The following is a 15,811-nucleotide window of genomic DNA, read 5'->3' as shown; positions in this document are numbered from 1 at the left end:
GCTATTTGAGCCCGGACGTCTTGATGGATTCCGTGATGCTGCGCTGGAACAGCAGGAACAGCACCATGGTGGGAATGGTCACCACGGAGGACGCCGCCACCACGTAGTTCCAGGAGCCGGAATATTGCCCCTGGAAACTGACGATGGCGACCTGCACCACCCACAGGTTCTTGCTGCTGGTGACCGTCAGCGGCCACAGGAAGGAGTTCCAGTTTGCCAGGAAGAACAGGATCGCCAGCGCCGCCAGGATCGGACGGCTCAGCGGCAGGATGATCGAGGTGTAGATACGCCAGAAGCTGGCGCCATCCATCAGCGCCGCCTCCTCCAGCTCGCGCGGGAACGAGAGATAGAACTGCCGCAGCAGGAATATCCCGAAGGCGTTGAAGATCGAGGGGATAATCAGGCCGGCATAGCTGTCGAGCAGGCCGAGCGACTTCACCAGGATGAACAGCGGCACGATGATCACCGGCAGCGAGATCAGGAAGGTCGAGAACATGCCGAGGAAGATGACCTCGCGCCCGGGAAAGCGCAGACGCGCCAGCGCGTAGCCGGCCATCGAGTGCAACAGCAGGGCCACGACGGTCACCGTGGCCGACACGAAGAACGTGTTGAACAGGAACCGCAGGAAATCGACCTGGGTGAAGACATAGACCAGGTTGGCGAACGTCAGGTGCGATGGTGTCACGCCAAGCGAGAACACGTCGGATTGTGGCTTGAACGCGGTGACGAACATCCACAGGATGGGCGCGACCGTGAGCAGGGCGAGCGCCAGCCCGACCAGGCTCCAAGCGCGTGCCGCGGCCGCAGCACCGACTGGCGGGGACGAACCACCCTCAGTCGCATCCGCGCTCGCTTGAGAATGTGCTACGCCGAGCAAGAGTGCCTCGGTGCGACTGCGCCGGGGCACGCCCGTCGCGGCTTTCGAGAACCGGAGCGGAGCGGCCCATTTGGCCGTGAGCACCGGAAGCGCAGGAAGGCGCGTCGGATTGCCGGCGTAGTAGCATTCTCAAGCGGGCGGTCAGCCATGCTCGAACCGGCCGCCATGGGTGAGCGCGAACAGCAGCAGCGTCATCGCCATCAGCATCATCACCAAAGTGGTCGCCATGGCGCTGGCATAGCCGAACTCGCCATATTGGAACGCCTGCTGGTAGATGTAGTAGATCGCGAACGATGTCGAGTTTGCCGGTCCGCCCTTGGTCATCACATAGACCAGGTCGAAGGCCTGGCTGCCGGCGACGGCCGCGACCGCGGACACCAGCAGCACGAAGAAACTCGTCGGTTTCAGCAGCGGCAGCGTGATGTAGAACAGCGATTTCACCGGGGTCGCGCCGTCCATGCGCGCCGCCTCGTAATAGTCGCGCGGAATATCCTGCAGGCCGCCGAGAAAGATCAGCATGTAGAAGCCCATCAGGAACCAGACGCTGATCACCACCAGGGACGCCAGGGCGAAGCGCGGATCGCCCAGCAGCGACAGGTTGACGATGCCGAACAGCGACAATCCCTGGCTGACGATGCCGAGCTTGTCGACCAGCAGCACCTGCCAGATGATGGCGACGACAACCAGGCTCACCATCTGCGGCATGAAGAACATGGTGCGCAGGACGCCCGAGAGCCTGGATCGTCGCTGCACCAGGAGTGCCAGCGCGAGCCCGGAGAGATACAGCCCGGGCACCAGGGCGGCCACATACGCGAGCGTTACGCGCAGGCTCTGCAGGAACAGCTGGTCGTGCAGCATCCGGCGATAGTTGGCGATCCCGATGAAGCGATAGCTGCCGAAGCCATCCACCGTGAAGAAGCCGATCCCCAGCGCCAGCAGCATCGGCAGGAAGGCGAACAGCGAGAGGCCCAGCAGGTCGGGCAGCACGAACAGCGCGCCGGCGATCCGCTCGCGTTGCCGCAGCGTCAGCCCGGTCCCGCCACGCGCCGGCTGGATGCGGGTCGCGGTCAAGGGATCCGGTCTCTCAAAGAATTGGGGCACCGCTATAGGTGCCCAGGAACCCGTCGATCTGCTGCGAGGCGAGGTCGGCCTGCTTCGCCGGGTCCTCGCCATTGAGCTGGCAGGCCTGGATCGCCTGCGAGATCGCCTGGTAGATCGGCGGCGGCACCCGCGGCTCGCCCCGCGCATTCGGATAGATGCTGTCCTTGAACAGCTTGAGGAAACCGGTATCGAACGCGCGGGCGCCCTGCACGAAGGCGGAGTTGCGCGGCGGCATGTCGCTCTTGGCGACGGTGCACCAGTCGATCACACGCTGCACGGAATCCGGCTTCGAGGAGGCAAGCGCCCAGGCGCAGAACTTCGCCGCGGCCTCGGGATTGCGGCCGCGTGCGTTGGCCACGAACGCCCAGCCGCCGCCGATGGTCATGTAGTGGCCTCCCGTTGGCACCGGCAGCCGGAACACGCCATAGCGGAAATCCTTGGCGCCGCCGCGCAACGCCGCGATGCCCCAGATACCGCAATTCTGGATCGCGCAGTATCCCGATGCGAGATTCGGAACGATGTCCCAGCCGCCGCCGCCGAGCGGCTTGCGCGGCGCGCTGCCGGACTTGATCGCGTCCTGCCAGAAGCGCAATGCCTGCACCGTGGCCGGACTGTTGAACACGCTCTTGTTGTTGGCCTGGATGTCGCCGCGACCCTGCCACAGGAACGGATACCAGGTGTAGTTCTGGTAGTAGCCCGGCGTGGTCTCGAACAGCAGGCCATACTGCCTGGCCGAGGTCAGCTTGCGGCCGAGCTCGAGCAGCGCGTCCCAGCTTTGCGGAACATCGTGCTCGTTCAGCCCGGCTTTCTCGAACGCCGCGACGCTGTAGTACATCGCCATCGGCTCGACTTCCATGGGGACGCCATAGAACTTCCCGCCCACACGGCGTGTCGCGATCACGTTCGCGGGGAAATCGGCCTGCGCCTGCGCATCGATGAACGGACTCAGATCCTGCAGGATGCCGCCATTGTAGTAGCGCAGGAAATCGCCCGGGCTGATGATGAACAGGTCGGGCCCTTCGCCGGACGCGAACGCCGTCTGCAGCTTCGACCCGTTCATGTATTCGCTGTTCGGAACATAGACCAGGTCGATCTGCTCGGGATTTTCCTTGTTCCAGCGCTGCACGGTGGCCTCGAACCAGGCCGCCTGCGTCGGCACCGGGCCGCCGGGCGCATGCGGCTGCCAGAATGTCATCGGACCCGAGGCGGCGCGCGCCCGGCCGACCAGAGGGGCTGCCAGGATCGCGCCGGTGGCCCCGGCGAGGACATCGCGGCGGCCGATGGTCGCGTGTGCGGTGCGAGACACTTGCTCGGTTCGCATGGTTCCTCCCCTTGCGGCATATCCAGGGCGACGTGTCCAGGCTCGACCCGGCACGCCGGGCGGTTGGCTCCGCGCAGACCAGAGCTTGTGAGCCTGAAACGTTTCAAAGTAGGCTAACGCACCGTTTTCCCTGTTGCAACGGGTTGCCCTGGTGACAACCATTCGTGATGTTGCGGCCCGCGCCGGCGTCTCGGTCGGGCTGGTCTCGTCGGTCCTGAACAACTCGGCGCCGGTGAGCCCGGCCCTGCGCCGGCGCGTCCTGCAGGCCGTGGACGACCTCGGCTACGTGCCGCATGCGGTCGCGCGCAGCCTCAAGCTCGGGCGCACCGGCACCATCGGGCTGGTCATGCCGGACATCACCAACCCGCATTTCGCGGCCCTCGCCTGCATCATCGAGGCGGCCTGCGACGAGGCAGGCTTCATGCTGACCCTGTGCAGCACGTCGGACGATCATCCGAAGGAGTTGCGGCAACTGCGCCTCATGCAGCGCCAACGTGTCGATGGCCTGGTGTTCATCCCGGGCGGCCCATCCGAGGTGGATGCAGCGCTTCTGAATGCCGCGATCACCGCGCCCGCTGTCATGCTGGACCGCACGATCGCCGGCCTGCACGCCGATGCGGTGCTGCTCGACAACCATCAGGCGGCGCATATCCTCACCGCGCACCTGATCGCCCAGGGTCATACCCGGATCGGCCTGGTCGCCGGGCGCCCCGACATCCGGATTTCGCGGCATCGCGAGGCGGGCTACCGGACCGCACTGGCGGCGCATGGGCTGGCGGTCGACGCGACGCTGATCGGCTACGGGCAGTTCCAGGAGGATGGCGCGCACCGGGCCGCGCTGGCGCTGCTCGACCTGCCGTCACCGCCGACGGCTTTGGTCTCCACCAGCAACCACACCACGGTCGGCATCATGCGCGCGCTGGCGGAGCGGCACCTCGCCTGTCCCGCCGGCATCTCGCTGGTGGCGATCGATGACCTCCCCTGGTCGACTGGTTTCGCACCACGGCTGACGGTCGCGGCGCAACCGTTCGAAGCGATGGGCCGCACCGCGTCGACCTGGCTGCTGGACCGCATCCTCGGCCGGTATCGCGGCGCCCCGCGCTCGTCCGTGCATCAGCCGCGCCTCGTCGTGCGCGGCTCGGTGTCTCACCCGCCACTAGCGGGGGCGCCGGGGGCTGATGCACCCGGGGGCTGATGCAGTTGCACGCACAGCTTGAAGTTCTGGATCGCGTCGTCCCCGGGCTGCATGTCGATCCGGATCGCCTGGCTGGGCCATTGCGACGCCGAGATCGTCACCGCCTGGTCGCTGTCCATGAAGCGCGCCAAATCAGCCATCGAGATCGGCGCCGTGACACCCACCGGCCCCGCATCGCCGACCGGGATGAACGAGCCGGTCCGGTCGAAACTCAGCGTCGGACGATCGGACTGCACCGGCCAGCGCGCCACGCTCAAGGACAGCGTCGGCTGCGTGGAGCCCTCGTCGTAGCGCAATGCCAGGGTCGCTTCGCCGCTCTGGTCGAACTTGAGGGCACAGTAGCTGCGACCATCGGCCAGCGTGCCGCTCACGCTATGCCAGTGCAGGCCAGGATCCTCGGCTTTCGCTCCGGCCGGCAGCAGCAGCAGCGACACCGGGGGCGCCAGCATCGGCAGCATCAGGGCAGCGGCGAGACGTGAAGGCAGGCGACTGCCCATCGGCAGGTTTCCTTGTTGCACCGGTCGGTAGTGCCGGAAAGTGGAGGCAAGCCGGTCTTGCGTCCACCTCGCCTCGTGCCGGTGGCGGCGATGTCACACTTAAAGAACGGAGCCGCAAGCATGGCGCGTGGCCGGCTCAGCCGCCCGCGCCGCCGCCTCCCAGGACCAGGCTGATCCGGTGGCCGGGAACCGGGGACCCGCGCTCGGTCCGGCCGGGCGGCAGGACGCGCACGCCGCCGGACAGGATGGCGGCCGGATGCACCCCTGCATGCACGAGAGCCAGCGCGATGCGACGCAACAGCTGCGCCCGCGCGGCCGCGTCCGACGCAAGCTGCACCGGCATGATGTCGATCTGCGTCGTGGTGGCCCGGCCCATGCCGTGCAGGACGAGATCCATCACGCGGGCATCGTCCTGGTCCGGGAAGCGGCCGATTTCGGCATGCATGAGGTAGCGGATCAGCGGCACATCGGGGGGCACCGGATCGGTATCGAGACCCGCGATCCTCGGCAGCGGCTTCGGCGGATAGCCCCAGCGCGCCACCACGAAGCTCAGGATGTTCGGGACTCCGGCCCCGCCACCGCCAGTGCCGCCGACGCCGTCGGTGGCGACGCGGTTGGTGCCGTAGAGCGGGTTCGCGTAGCTGTAGGCGGTGCCGAACTCCTCGGTCTTGCTGCCGGTCTGCGGGTCGTGCAGCACCTCGCGCCGCGGCTCGGGGGTCGTCAGCCGCGGGATGATGGTCTGCACCGAGGACGCCGCAACGCTGTCGGTCAGGCTCAGCGCCTGCGCGCTCGGGGCAGGCGCCGTCAGCGTGAAGGGCCCGGTGCCGGAAGTCTGGGCCAGCACCGGCGATGCCAGGAAGCCCAGTGCGAGGCCGCAGCCGATCGCGATGCCTCTCTCCGACGCCTGCACAAATCCGACCATAGGCCGCCACTTGGCACCTGCGCGAGGCCCTACCATGTTACGAAGATGATCCCGTTCTCCGTCCTCGACCTGTCCCCGATCATCGAGGGGGGCGACGCGGCGCTGGCGCTGCGCAACACCCTCGACCTGGCCCGCCATGCCGAGACGCTGGGGTACAGGCGCTACTGGGTGGCCGAGCATCACAACATGCCCGGCATCGCCTCGGCGGCGACCGCCGTGGTGATCGCCCATGTCGCCGGCGGCACTAGCCGGATCCGCGTGGGTTCCGGCGGCATCATGCTGCCGAACCATGCGCCGCTCACCATCGCGGAGCAGTTCGGCACCCTTGCCTCGCTGCATCCCGGCCGCATCGATCTCGGCCTGGGTCGCGCCCCGGGTTCCGACCAGCGCACCATGCTGGCACTGCGCCGCGATCCGGGCAGCGCCGACCGCTTCCCCAACGACGTGGTCGAGCTGCAGGCCTATTTCCGTCCGGCGGTGCCAGGGCAGGCGGTGCGTGCGGTTCCGGGCGAAGGCCTCGACGTGCCGATCTGGCTGCTCGGCTCGAGCCTGTACAGCGCCCAGCTCGCGGCCATGCTCGGACTGCCCTTCGCCTTCGCGTCGCATTTCGCGCCCGACCTGATGGACACCGCCATCGAGCTCTACCGGGACCGCTTCGAACCGTCCGACGCACGCGACACGCCGTACGTGATGCTCGGAGTGAACGTGTTCGCCGCCGACACCGAGCATGCAGCGCGCCGGCTGTTCACCTCGGCGCAGCAGCAATTCATGATGCTCAGGCGCGGCCAGCCGGTCAGGCTGCAGCCGCCGGTCGACAGCATGGACGAGCTCTGGTCGCCGATGGAGGCGGCCGGCATCATGCGGTCGTTGAGCGCCGCCGTGGTCGGCGATCGCCGGATGGTGCGCGACGGGATCGCGCGCTTCATCGAGGAGCACCGCCCGGACGAACTGCTGGTGGCGGCGCAGATCTACGATCACGCCGCGCGCCGGCACTCCTTCGAGATGGTCTCCGAGCTGCAGCACAGTCCTGCGCTGGTCTGATCGCCGGTGCTAATGCCGCAGGTGGCGCATCGAGACGATCAGGTCCGGCCCGCGTAGCAGCGCCACGTTCAGGAGCACCGCCAACGCGATCGCGGACAGGCCGACACAGACATAGTGATGCAAGGCAAAATCGAGCCACTGGTCGAAGAGAACGGACACAAGCTGCTCCCGCCGCCAAATCCCCTCTAGCCAGCAGGACTATCGAGCAGCAAGCGGCGAAAAGTCGACAGGAATTCAGTCCCCGCGCGCAATCTCCTGCAGCAGCGCAATGCTCTCGACACAGGCGGCTGCCGCCTCACGGCCCTTGTTGTGGGCGTCGTCGCGCGAGCGCAGCATGGCCTGCTCCTCGGTGTAGGTGGTGAGCACCCCGAAGGCGATCGGCACGCCGGTGGCGAGCGAGGCCTGCATCAGTCCGGTGGCCGCACCCAGGCTGATGAACTCGAAATGCGCGGTGTCGCCCTTGATCACGCAGCCCAGGCAGATCACACCGTCATAGCGCCGCGTACGGGCCAGCGCCTGCGCCAGCAGCGGCAGCTCGAAGGCGCCGGGGCTCGCGAACAGATCCTCGTCACGCAGGCCGATAGCATGCTCGGCCAGCCACGAAGTGGCGCCGGCACGCAGGCCTCCGGTGACCTCGGTGTTGAAGCGGCTCACCACCAGGGCAAGCCGCGGCGGCGTCGCGAAACTGAAGCTGGGCGCTGCCCCCAGCGCATCCGGTTTGCTCATCCGACCTTGTCTTCCCTATTGCGCCGCGGCGGCGCTGGCCGGATGCAGGTCGTGGCCCATGCGTATCGCCTTGGCCTCGAGATAAGCGCGATTGTACGGGTTCGAAGGGATCTCCAGCGGTATCCGCCGCAGCACCTCGATCCCGTTCGCACGCACCGCGCGGATCTTGTCGGGATTGTTGGTCAGCAGGTCGAGCCGCTCGACACCCAGATGGTGCAGGATGCGCGCGGCAATGCCCCAGTCGCGCTCGTCGGTGGCGAAGCCGAGCTGGTGGTTGGCTTCCACCGTATCCAGGCCCTGGTCCTGCAGCGAATACGCGCGGATCTTGTTGGCGAGCCCGATGCCGCGTCCTTCGTGGCCGCGCAGATAGACCAGCACCCCGCCGGGGCTGTCCGAGATCATCTGCAGCGCGCGGCGGAGCTGGCCACCGCAGTCGCAGCGCAGCGAGCCGAGCGCATCCCCGGTCAGGCATTCGGAATGCAGCCGCACCAGCGGCGCATCGCACGCCGCGAGGTCGCCGCTGACCAAAGCGAGGTGCTCGATGCCGTCGCGCGGATCGCGGAACGCATGCACGGTAAAGGCCCCCTCCTGCCCGAGCGCCCCCTCCTGCCCGAGCGCCCCGTCCTGCCCGAAGGCGCCGTCCTGTCCGAAGGAAATCGGCAACCGCGCGCTGCCGACCGGGTCGAGCCGGTCCGGCACCGGCGTGAACAGGTCCGCCGCACCGCGCGCCGCCAGGGCAAGCCGGGTGCGCACCAGCTCGGCAATGCTGACGATCGGGATGCCATGCCGGGCGCCGAACTCGCGCAGTTCGGGCAACCGGGCCATGCTGCCGTCGGCGCTCATCACTTCGCAGATCACCGCCGACGGCTTGAGCCCGGCCAGGCGCAGGATATCGATCGAGCCCTCGGTATGGCCGGCTCGCGCCAGCACGCCGCCCGGCACCGCGCGCAACGGGAACACGTGGCCGGGCGACACCAGGTCCTCGGCGCACGCATCGGCGGCGGCGGCGGCCTGGATGGTGCGGGCGCGGTCGCGCGCGGAGATGCCTGTCTCGACGCCTTCGCGCGCCTCGATCGAGACGGTGAAGGCGGTGCCGCGCGGCGCAGTGTTGTTGCGCACCATCAGCGGCAGGCCGAGGCGGTCGAGCTGCTCCGCCTCCAGGGCCAGGCAGACCAGGCCGCGCCCGTGCGTGACCAGGAAGTTCACCGCGTCCGGCGTCGCATGCTCGGCCGCCAGCACCAGGTCGCCCTCGTTCTCGCGATCCTCGTCATCGACCATGATCACCATGCGGCCATCCCGGAGTGCCGCGATCGCATCGGCAAGTGCCGCCGGCGCATCTGCCAGGACCACGGGGGCATCTGCCAGGGCCACGGGCGTTGGGGTCAGTTCGGGCGCTGGCATAGCTGCTCCACATACTTGGCGATGACGTCCACCTCGACATTGAGGCAAGCTCCCGCGGCCAGCTGGCCGAGGGTGGTGTGCTCCCAGGTATGCGGGATGATCATCAGCGAGAGGCTGAAACGGTCCGGGACCACGGAGGTGCCGATCGCATTGATGGTCAGGCTGATCCCGTCGAGCGCAATCGAGCCCTTCTCGACGCAGTAGCGACGCAGCGACCGCGGAACGTCGAGCAGCATTGCCCAGGCATCACCCTGCGGCGCGACCGAGGCGAGGGTCGCGGTGGCGTCCACATGGCCCTGCACCATGTGGCCGGACAGCCGGGTCGTGGGCGTCACCGCACGCTCAAGGTTGACCCGGTCGCCCTCGCCGAGGCGGCCCAGCGTGGTGCGATGCAGCGTCTCGGGGCTTACGAAGAAAGCCGCGATGCCCGAGGCATCGGTTTGGGTCACGGTGAGGCAGACGCCGTTCACCGCGACGCTCTCGCCGAGATCGAGATCGGCCAGCGTCGTATCCAGCACCAGCCGGACGTCGCTTTCGCCCGGCTCGACGATACGAACCCGACCGACACTCTCTATGATGCCGGAGAACACACGGCCTCCCGTTCCACCGTCATTGCCGCGGGCATTCCCTCGACCAGGCGCAACGGCGTGATCGCCGTGCGGGCCCGGATGCCCACCAGATCCTCGCCCTCCGGACGGTGGCGTATGGTCAGCCAATCGTCCCACAGCGACGCGCGGGCCAGGATGTCGAGCAGGCGCGGCCCGCCTTCGACCATCGCCCAGAGTACGCCCTCGTCGAGCAGGAGCTGCATCAGGCCACCGAGGTCGGGCGCCGTCGCGACCCGGAAGCCGCGCGCCTGAGCCTCCTGACGCCAGGCGGCAGGCAACGCGCCGGTGCGGTCGAGTACGGCAATGATGCGGCGCCGGTCCGCATGATCGGCGACATGGCGCACGGTGAAATGCGGCGCATCGGCGAGCACCGTGCCCATGCCGGTGATGATCGCGTCGGTGGCGCGGCGCAGCCGGTGCGCGAGATGCAGCGACAGTGGCGCGGTGAAGGTGCGCGCGCCGGCAGGCGGGATCATGCTACCTTCCGCATCGAGCGCCTGCTTGACGGTGATCCACGGCCGCAGCCCCCGGATGAAGCTGGTGAACGGTGCGATCAGCGCAAGACAGTCCCGTCCCTCCGGGCTGTCCGGCGGCGCGACCTGCACTGCAAGGCCTGCCTCGCATAGCCGGGCGGCACCGCCTCCGGTCACACGCGGGTTCGGATCACCGGCGCCGATCCAGACATCGCGTATCGGGCTCGCCAGCAGCGCGTCGGTGCAGGGTCGGGTGCGACCGACATGATTGCAAGGCTCGAGGGTGATGACGGCGGTGGCCGCGCGGGACAGCGATCCGGCCGCCTCGCACTGGAGCAGGGCCAGCGCTTCGGCATGCGGGGCGCCGGCGCGGTGGTGCGCCGCCACCGTGAGGATCTCGCCATCCGCATCGAGGATCGCGCAGCCGACCGGCGGATTGGGAGCGGTGGCGCCGACGAAGCGCGCAGCTTCGGCGATCGCCGCCGCATAGGCCGACGCGATGCCGGTCCCACTCTTCAACTGCACCCGCGCGCGCTGCATCGTCACCGTCCTTGCGGACGCGCCCAGGGATTGAGGCAGACAGGAGGGCACGGCGCGCCAGGCACGCGCGCATCCCGGCAGGGACAGGCATGCCCGACCGCGTTCTCTCCCATCCGGACTATACCGTCGGCTCCGGAATCACACCGGATCTGCTCGACCCCGCCACCGATCGAGGCGGCGGGCGCTCGCGGGCTGATACAGGCAGGCCCCGAAAGGCCGGATGCAATTACCGCCGGTGGGGAATTCCACCCCGCCCTGAGAACGTCGTCAACCGGTCAACATGACCGGCATGGTTCTCATTAAGGGGCGAACTGCCGGTTACGCAAGATGTCCGGCAACTCACGGTTCCAATCTGTGGATCAACGCCTGAGCCGCCGCCGGGGCGCGATGCTTGGCACCCGCGATCACGTAGGCGAAGACCTCGCGCTGCTTCGACAGGGTTCGCAGGCGCCGGGCCCAGTCGTCCAGCGCGGACGGCGCGTAGCCCAGCGCCTGCTCGTCACGTGTCGCCTGCAGGCGGAGGTAGGCGAAGTCCGCGGTCAGCGGGAACCCGGCCGCAGCACCCGGTGCGTCCGGGTCGAGGTCGAGCGCCACCAGGGCGACGTTGCGCTCGGCCAGCAGACGCAGCGCCGGTTCGGTCGCGAAGCTCTCGTGCCGGGCCTCCAGCACATGACGCAGGGCGATCCCGTCTTGTCGCTCTGGCAGCAGATCGAGGAAGCGTGCCAAGCCGTCCGCATCGAACCGGCGTGCCGGCGGCAGCTGCCAAAGGATCGGCCCGAGCGCCGACCCCAGTTCGGTCAGCCCGGAGCCGAGGAACCGCTGGACGGACGGAGCGGCCTCGGCGGCGTCCTTGCGCTGCGCCGCCCCGCGGGCCGCTTTCACCGAGAACACGAAGCCGTCCGGGACCGCTGCCCGCCAGGAGCGGAAGGTCTGCGGCGTCTGCGTCCGGTAGAAGGTGCCGTTGATCTCGATCGAGCCGAGCCGGGCCGCCGCGTGCGCCAGCTCGTCGGCCTGCCGCAGCCCCTTCGGATAGAAATTGTCGCGCCATTCGGGGAAGCTCCAGCCGCCAATGCCGACGCGAACCGGGTGGAAGGCCTTGCGTGATCCGGTCTTTGCCATCGTTCCTCCCAAGCCTCCCGCGCGCTCGCGGTCTGCCTGGGAAAACGTTAGAGCAGCCTCGGCTGCTCTATCATATCATAAGCAGAGCATGATCGATCGGATCATGCCCTGGGACCTCAGCGGGCCGAACAGAAGGGACAACTCGATGCAGGCGGCATCACCCGGGACCGCATCTTCGGGAACAATCGTCACGATCGGGGAGATCCTGGTCGAGATCATGGCCGAGACGCGCGGCGACGGCTTTCGCGAGCCGCTGGCACTGCGCGGGCCGTTCCCGTCCGGCGCGCCGGCGATCTTCATCGACCAGGTGGCGCGGCTGGATGCTGCGGCCGGCATGATCGCCTGCGTCGGCGACGACGATTTCGGCCGGCTGAATGTCGAGCGGCTGCGCCGGGACGGGGTCGATGTGCGGGCGATCCGCATCGATCCCGAGCAGGCCACCGGCAGCGCCTTCGTGCGCTACCGCGAGGATGGCGAACGCGACTTCGTCTTCAACATCCGCCACAGCGCCAGCGGCCGGACGCGGATCGATGCGGCCGCCGGCCTGCTGCTGCAGGGCTGCCGCCACCTGCACATCATGGGCTCGTCGTTGTTCTCGGCCGGCCTGATCGAGGCGGCGAGGCAGGCTGCGGCCCAGGTGCGCACGCGCGGGGGCACCGTCTCGTTCGACCCGAACGTGCGCAAGGAGATGCTGCGCATTCCCGAAATGCGCGCGGCCCTGGAGGCGATGCTGCACGCCTGCGACATCTTCATGCCGAGCGGTCCGGAACTCACCCTGCTGACCGCGGCCCCCGACGAGGCGGGAGCGATCGCCGAGATCCTCTCGCTCGGAGTCGCCGAGATCGTGGTCAAGCGGGGCGCCGGAGGGGCCAGCCACTACGACCGCGACGGCGCCCGGCACATGGCCGCGTTTCGCGTCGCCGAGCTCGATCCGACCGGCGCCGGCGACTGCTTCGGCGCCACCTTCGTGACCTGCCGACTTCAGGGCATGAGCGTGCCGGACAGCCTGCGCTATGCGAGTGCCAGCGGCGCGCGCGCGGTCGGCGTGCGGGGACCGATGGAAGGCGCCTGCAGCTTCGCCGAGCTCGATGCCTTCATCATCGACCATCGCGGGGTCGACGATATCGGAGACACCGCATGACCAACCCTGCTCTCACCCGCCTCGCCGCGTCGCGGGCGGCGCATGCCCCCTGCGGCATTGTCTCGGTATGCTCGGCGCATCCGCTGGTGATCGAGGCGGCGCTGCTGCAGGCCCTCGACGATGGCACCGAATTGCTGATCGAGGCGACCTGCAACCAGGTCAACCAGGAGGGCGGCTATACCGGCATGACGCCCTCCGCGTTCCGCGACTTCGTGTATGGCATCGCCGATGCGGTGGGCTTCCCGAGGGACCGCGTGATCCTGGGCGGCGACCATCTCGGCCCGAACCCCTGGAAGCACCTGCCGGCGGACGCGGCGATGGCGCGCGCCGAGCAGATGATCGCGGACTATGCCGCCGCCGGCTACGTGAAGCTGCATCTCGACGCCAGCATGGGCTGCGGCCCTGAACCGGCCGCCCTTGCCGACGCACTCACCGCCGAGCGCGCCGCCAGGCTTGCAGCAGCCGCCGAGCGGTCGGCCCCCGGCCAGGCGGTGTACATCATCGGCACCGAGGTCCCGACTCCGGGCGGCGCGCTGGAGGCGCTCGATCACCTGCAGCCGACCGAGGCCGGCGCGGTGCTTGCGACCTACGCGGTGCATGAGGCGGCCTTCCGGAATGTCGCGGGCGGCGAGGCGTGGCGCCGGGTGCTGGCGATCGTGGTGCAGCCGGGCGTCGAGTTCGGACACGAGGATGTCGCGGTGTATGCGCCGGACCGGGCGCTGGCGCTGACCGCCTCGCTCGATGCGATGCCCGGGCTGGTGTTCGAGGCGCACTCCACCGACTACCAGCCGGAGGCAAGCCTGCAGCGCCTGGTGCGGGACGGCTTTGCGATCCTCAAGGTCGGGCCCGGCCTGACCTTCGCCCTGCGCGAGGCGCTCTACGGCCTGGATGCGATCGACGCCATCCTGCATCCCGGCCATCCCAGGCTGCCGGATACCCCCAGGCTGCCGGATATTATGGAAGCGCTGATGCTGGCCGAGCCGAAATACTGGCAGAGCCACTATCCGGGCACCGCGGACGAGCAGCGCGTGCTGCGCCACTACAGCTACAGCGACCGCATCCGCTACTACTGGCCGGCGCCGGCCGCACGGGCGGCGGTGAGCGCGCTGCTGGATCGTCTCGGCGATGCGCCGATTCCGGCGACGCTGGTCAGCCAGCACCTGCCGCGGCTGCACGAGCGGGTCATGCTCGGCGCCATCCGGCCGCACGCCCGCACGCTGCTGATCGAGACGGTGCGCGACGTGCTGCGCGCCTACGGCCGCGCCTGCCGGCCCCGGAGGCCATCGACATCAGCCTCGCAGGAGGCGCAGGCATGATCCTGCGGGGGAAAGTCGCCATCATCACGATGGCGCATCCTGACGAGGTTGCCTGACGGGCCCTCTTCCTTGCCGGCCCGGATTCGGCCTATATCGTTGCGCAGACATACAATATAGACGGCGGCAACCGGATGAGCTGACCGCCGGGTGGGGAAAACGTTGATGATGAAGAACAAGAAGACCGGGTTCGTAGCCGGGGTGGCGGTCGCCGGAATGGCGCTGGCGGCGACGTCGGCGCAGGCGGACACCACGTTGACGGTGGCCACCGTGAACAACACGCAGATGATCGAGATGCAGAAGCTGACACCGGTGTTCGAGAAGAGCCACCCCGGCATCCACCTGAACTGGGTGGTGCTCGAGGAGAACGTGCTGCGCCAGCGCGTCACCACCGACATCGCAACGCATGGCGGCCAGTTCGACGTGCTCACCATCGGCAACTACGAAGTGCCGATCTGGGCCAAGCAGAACTGGCTGGTGCCTATGGATGGCCTGCCGGCGAGCTTCGACGTGGCTGATATCCTGGCCCCGGTGCGCCAGGGCATCAGCTACAAGGGCCAGCTCTACGCGCTGCCGTTCTACGCCGAGAGCGTGATGACGCTGTACCGCACCGACCTGTTCAAGAAGGCCGGGATTACCATGCCGGCGGCGCCGACCTACGACCAGATCCGCGAGTTCGCCGACAAGATCACCGACAAGGCGCACGGCATCTACGGCATCTGCCTGCGCGGCAAGCCGGGCTGGGGCGAGAACATGGCGTATTTCTCGACGCTGGTGACCGCCATGGGTGGCCAGTGGTTCGACATGCACTGGCATCCGACCATCAACACCGCCGCCTGGAAGCAGGCGCTCACCTACTATGACGACATCCTGAAGGCGGACGGCCCGCCGGGCCTGTCCTCGAACGGCTTCAACGAAACCCTGTCGTTGTTCACCAGCGGGCATTGCGGCATTTGGATCGACGCCACCTCGGCCGCCGGCACGGTCTATGACAAGAAGCAGTCCACCGTCGCCGACAGCGTCGGCTTCGCGGCCCTGCCCACCGGCAGCTTCACCGGCGGACCGACCTGGCTGTGGTCGTGGAACCTGGCGATCCCGAAGACCTCGACGCATGCCGATGCCGCGCGCCAGTTCGTGACCTGGGCGACCTCGAAGGAGTATATCGATCTCGTCGCCAAGACCGATGGGTGGGTGAACATCCCGCCCGGCACGCGCGCCACCTCGTTCGCGTCCGCCGAGTACAAGCAGGTCGCGCCGTTCTCGAGCTTCGTCGAGGACGCGATCAACCACTCCAACCCGACCGGCCAGACCAAGAACCCGCGCCCCTATACAGGCGCGCAGTATGTCGGCATTCCGCAGTTCCAGGCGATCGGCACCAGTGTCGGTCAGACGGTGGCCGCGACCCTCGCCGGCTCGGAGACGGTGGATCAGGCGCTGGCTTCGGCGCAGGCTTCGACCAACCGGACGATCCGCCAGGCCGGCTACCAGAAGTAGGTCCGGTCTGCGGCTTCTGGAGGATAACGATCCGGCTCCCTG

At 68.3% G+C, this 15,811-nt stretch carries 16 protein-coding genes and 1 riboswitch; of the genes, 5 read left to right on the top strand and 11 right to left on the bottom strand.

Translation table 11 applies throughout. The annotated features are described in order from the left end of the window. Position 1 precedes the first annotated feature (1 nt). The 3 genes from ACQY4O_RS16635 to ACQY4O_RS16625 all read right to left on the bottom strand — a co-directional run bounded on the left by ACQY4O_RS16635 (position 2) and on the right by ACQY4O_RS16625 (position 3,299). The gene (locus ACQY4O_RS16635; protein WP_428377454.1) at positions 2-733 is read right to left on the bottom strand and encodes a carbohydrate ABC transporter permease; all 732 of its coding nucleotides are present in this window, start codon (positions 731-733) and stop codon (positions 2-4) included. Positions 734-1,018: 285 nt separating this feature from the next. Then, entirely contained in the window at positions 1,019-1,948 is a 930-nt protein-coding gene (locus tag ACQY4O_RS16630) for a carbohydrate ABC transporter permease (protein ID WP_428377453.1), read from the bottom strand. A 13-nt stretch (positions 1,949-1,961) separates the two neighbouring features. Further along, positions 1,962-3,299, bottom strand: coding sequence for an ABC transporter substrate-binding protein (locus tag ACQY4O_RS16625; RefSeq protein ID WP_428377452.1), 1,338 nt, complete (start codon positions 3,297-3,299; stop codon positions 1,962-1,964). A 151-nt stretch (positions 3,300-3,450) separates the two neighbouring features. Here ACQY4O_RS16625 and ACQY4O_RS16620 point away from each other — a divergent pair, with 151 nt between their 5' ends. Beyond that, complete coding sequence (locus tag ACQY4O_RS16620) at positions 3,451-4,494, top strand: LacI family DNA-binding transcriptional regulator (RefSeq protein WP_428377451.1); 1,044 nt, start codon at positions 3,451-3,453, stop codon at positions 4,492-4,494. On the opposite strand, the gene ACQY4O_RS16615 is transcribed toward ACQY4O_RS16620, so the two are convergent. Continuing rightward, positions 4,446-4,991 carry a hypothetical protein gene (locus ACQY4O_RS16615; protein WP_428377450.1) on the bottom strand — a complete coding sequence of 182 codons (546 nt, stop codon included), beginning with the start codon at positions 4,989-4,991 and terminating at the stop codon, positions 4,446-4,448. The genes ACQY4O_RS16620 and ACQY4O_RS16615 overlap by 49 nt on opposite strands. Before the next feature lie 136 nt (positions 4,992-5,127). Next, the gene (locus ACQY4O_RS16610) at positions 5,128-5,913 is read right to left on the bottom strand and encodes a hypothetical protein (RefSeq protein ID WP_428377449.1); all 786 of its coding nucleotides are present in this window, start codon (positions 5,911-5,913) and stop codon (positions 5,128-5,130) included. A 45-nt stretch (positions 5,914-5,958) separates the two neighbouring features. On the opposite strand from ACQY4O_RS16610, the gene ACQY4O_RS16605 reads away from it, so the two are divergent. Next, entirely contained in the window at positions 5,959-6,954 is a 996-nt protein-coding gene (locus ACQY4O_RS16605) for an LLM class flavin-dependent oxidoreductase (RefSeq protein ID WP_428377448.1), read from the top strand. Positions 6,955-6,963: 9 nt separating this feature from the next. Here ACQY4O_RS16605 and ACQY4O_RS16600 read toward each other — a convergent pair whose 3' ends face one another. From ACQY4O_RS16600 to ACQY4O_RS16575, 6 genes are all read right to left on the bottom strand, one after another. After that, a complete protein-coding gene (locus ACQY4O_RS16600) occupies positions 6,964-7,113 on the bottom strand; it encodes a hypothetical protein (protein ID WP_428377447.1) in 150 nt (49 codons plus the stop codon). Between the two features lie 75 nt (positions 7,114-7,188). Continuing rightward, positions 7,189-7,680, bottom strand: a complete 492-nt coding sequence (gene ribH, locus ACQY4O_RS16595; protein WP_428377446.1) for a 6,7-dimethyl-8-ribityllumazine synthase — start codon at positions 7,678-7,680, stop codon at positions 7,189-7,191. A 15-nt stretch (positions 7,681-7,695) separates the two neighbouring features. Continuing rightward, positions 7,696-9,081 carry a 3,4-dihydroxy-2-butanone-4-phosphate synthase gene (gene ribB / locus ACQY4O_RS16590; RefSeq protein ID WP_428377445.1) on the bottom strand — a complete coding sequence of 462 codons (1,386 nt, stop codon included), beginning with the start codon at positions 9,079-9,081 and terminating at the stop codon, positions 7,696-7,698. Next, the gene (locus ACQY4O_RS16585; RefSeq protein WP_428377444.1) at positions 9,063-9,671 is read right to left on the bottom strand and encodes a riboflavin synthase; all 609 of its coding nucleotides are present in this window, start codon (positions 9,669-9,671) and stop codon (positions 9,063-9,065) included. Before ACQY4O_RS16585 ends, ribB begins: the two co-directional genes overlap by 19 nt. Next, positions 9,653-10,702: a bifunctional diaminohydroxyphosphoribosylaminopyrimidine deaminase/5-amino-6-(5-phosphoribosylamino)uracil reductase RibD gene (gene ribD, locus ACQY4O_RS16580; protein WP_428377443.1), complete on the bottom strand. Its 1,050-nt coding sequence runs from the start codon at positions 10,700-10,702 to the stop codon at positions 9,653-9,655. Before ribD ends, ACQY4O_RS16585 begins: the two co-directional genes overlap by 19 nt. A 97-nt stretch (positions 10,703-10,799) precedes the next feature. Further along, a riboswitch (FMN riboswitch) is annotated at positions 10,800-10,969 on the bottom strand. Positions 10,970-11,041: 72 nt separating this feature from the next. Beyond that, entirely contained in the window at positions 11,042-11,821 is a 780-nt protein-coding gene (locus ACQY4O_RS16575; RefSeq protein ID WP_428377442.1) for a DUF72 domain-containing protein, read from the bottom strand. Between the two features lie 145 nt (positions 11,822-11,966). Here ACQY4O_RS16575 and ACQY4O_RS16570 point away from each other — a divergent pair, with 145 nt between their 5' ends. From ACQY4O_RS16570 to ACQY4O_RS16560, 3 genes are all read left to right on the top strand, one after another. After that, positions 11,967-12,962, top strand: coding sequence for a tagatose kinase (locus ACQY4O_RS16570; RefSeq protein ID WP_428377441.1), 996 nt, complete (start codon positions 11,967-11,969; stop codon positions 12,960-12,962). Next, positions 12,959-14,278, top strand: coding sequence for a D-tagatose-bisphosphate aldolase, class II, non-catalytic subunit (locus tag ACQY4O_RS16565; protein ID WP_428377440.1), 1,320 nt, complete (start codon positions 12,959-12,961; stop codon positions 14,276-14,278). Before ACQY4O_RS16570 ends, ACQY4O_RS16565 begins: the two co-directional genes overlap by 4 nt. 165 nt (positions 14,279-14,443) lie before the next feature. After that, positions 14,444-15,769 (top strand): ABC transporter substrate-binding protein, encoded by a 1,326-nt coding sequence (locus ACQY4O_RS16560; protein WP_428378229.1) that lies wholly within the window; start codon positions 14,444-14,446, stop codon positions 15,767-15,769. Positions 15,770-15,811: the final 42 nt, after the last annotated feature.

It is taken from the genome of Lichenicoccus sp. (genome assembly GCF_965277665.1).
Classification (GTDB): domain Bacteria; phylum Pseudomonadota; class Alphaproteobacteria; order Acetobacterales; family Acetobacteraceae; genus Lichenicoccus.
This window is presented reverse-complemented; position numbering and strand designations above follow the sequence as displayed.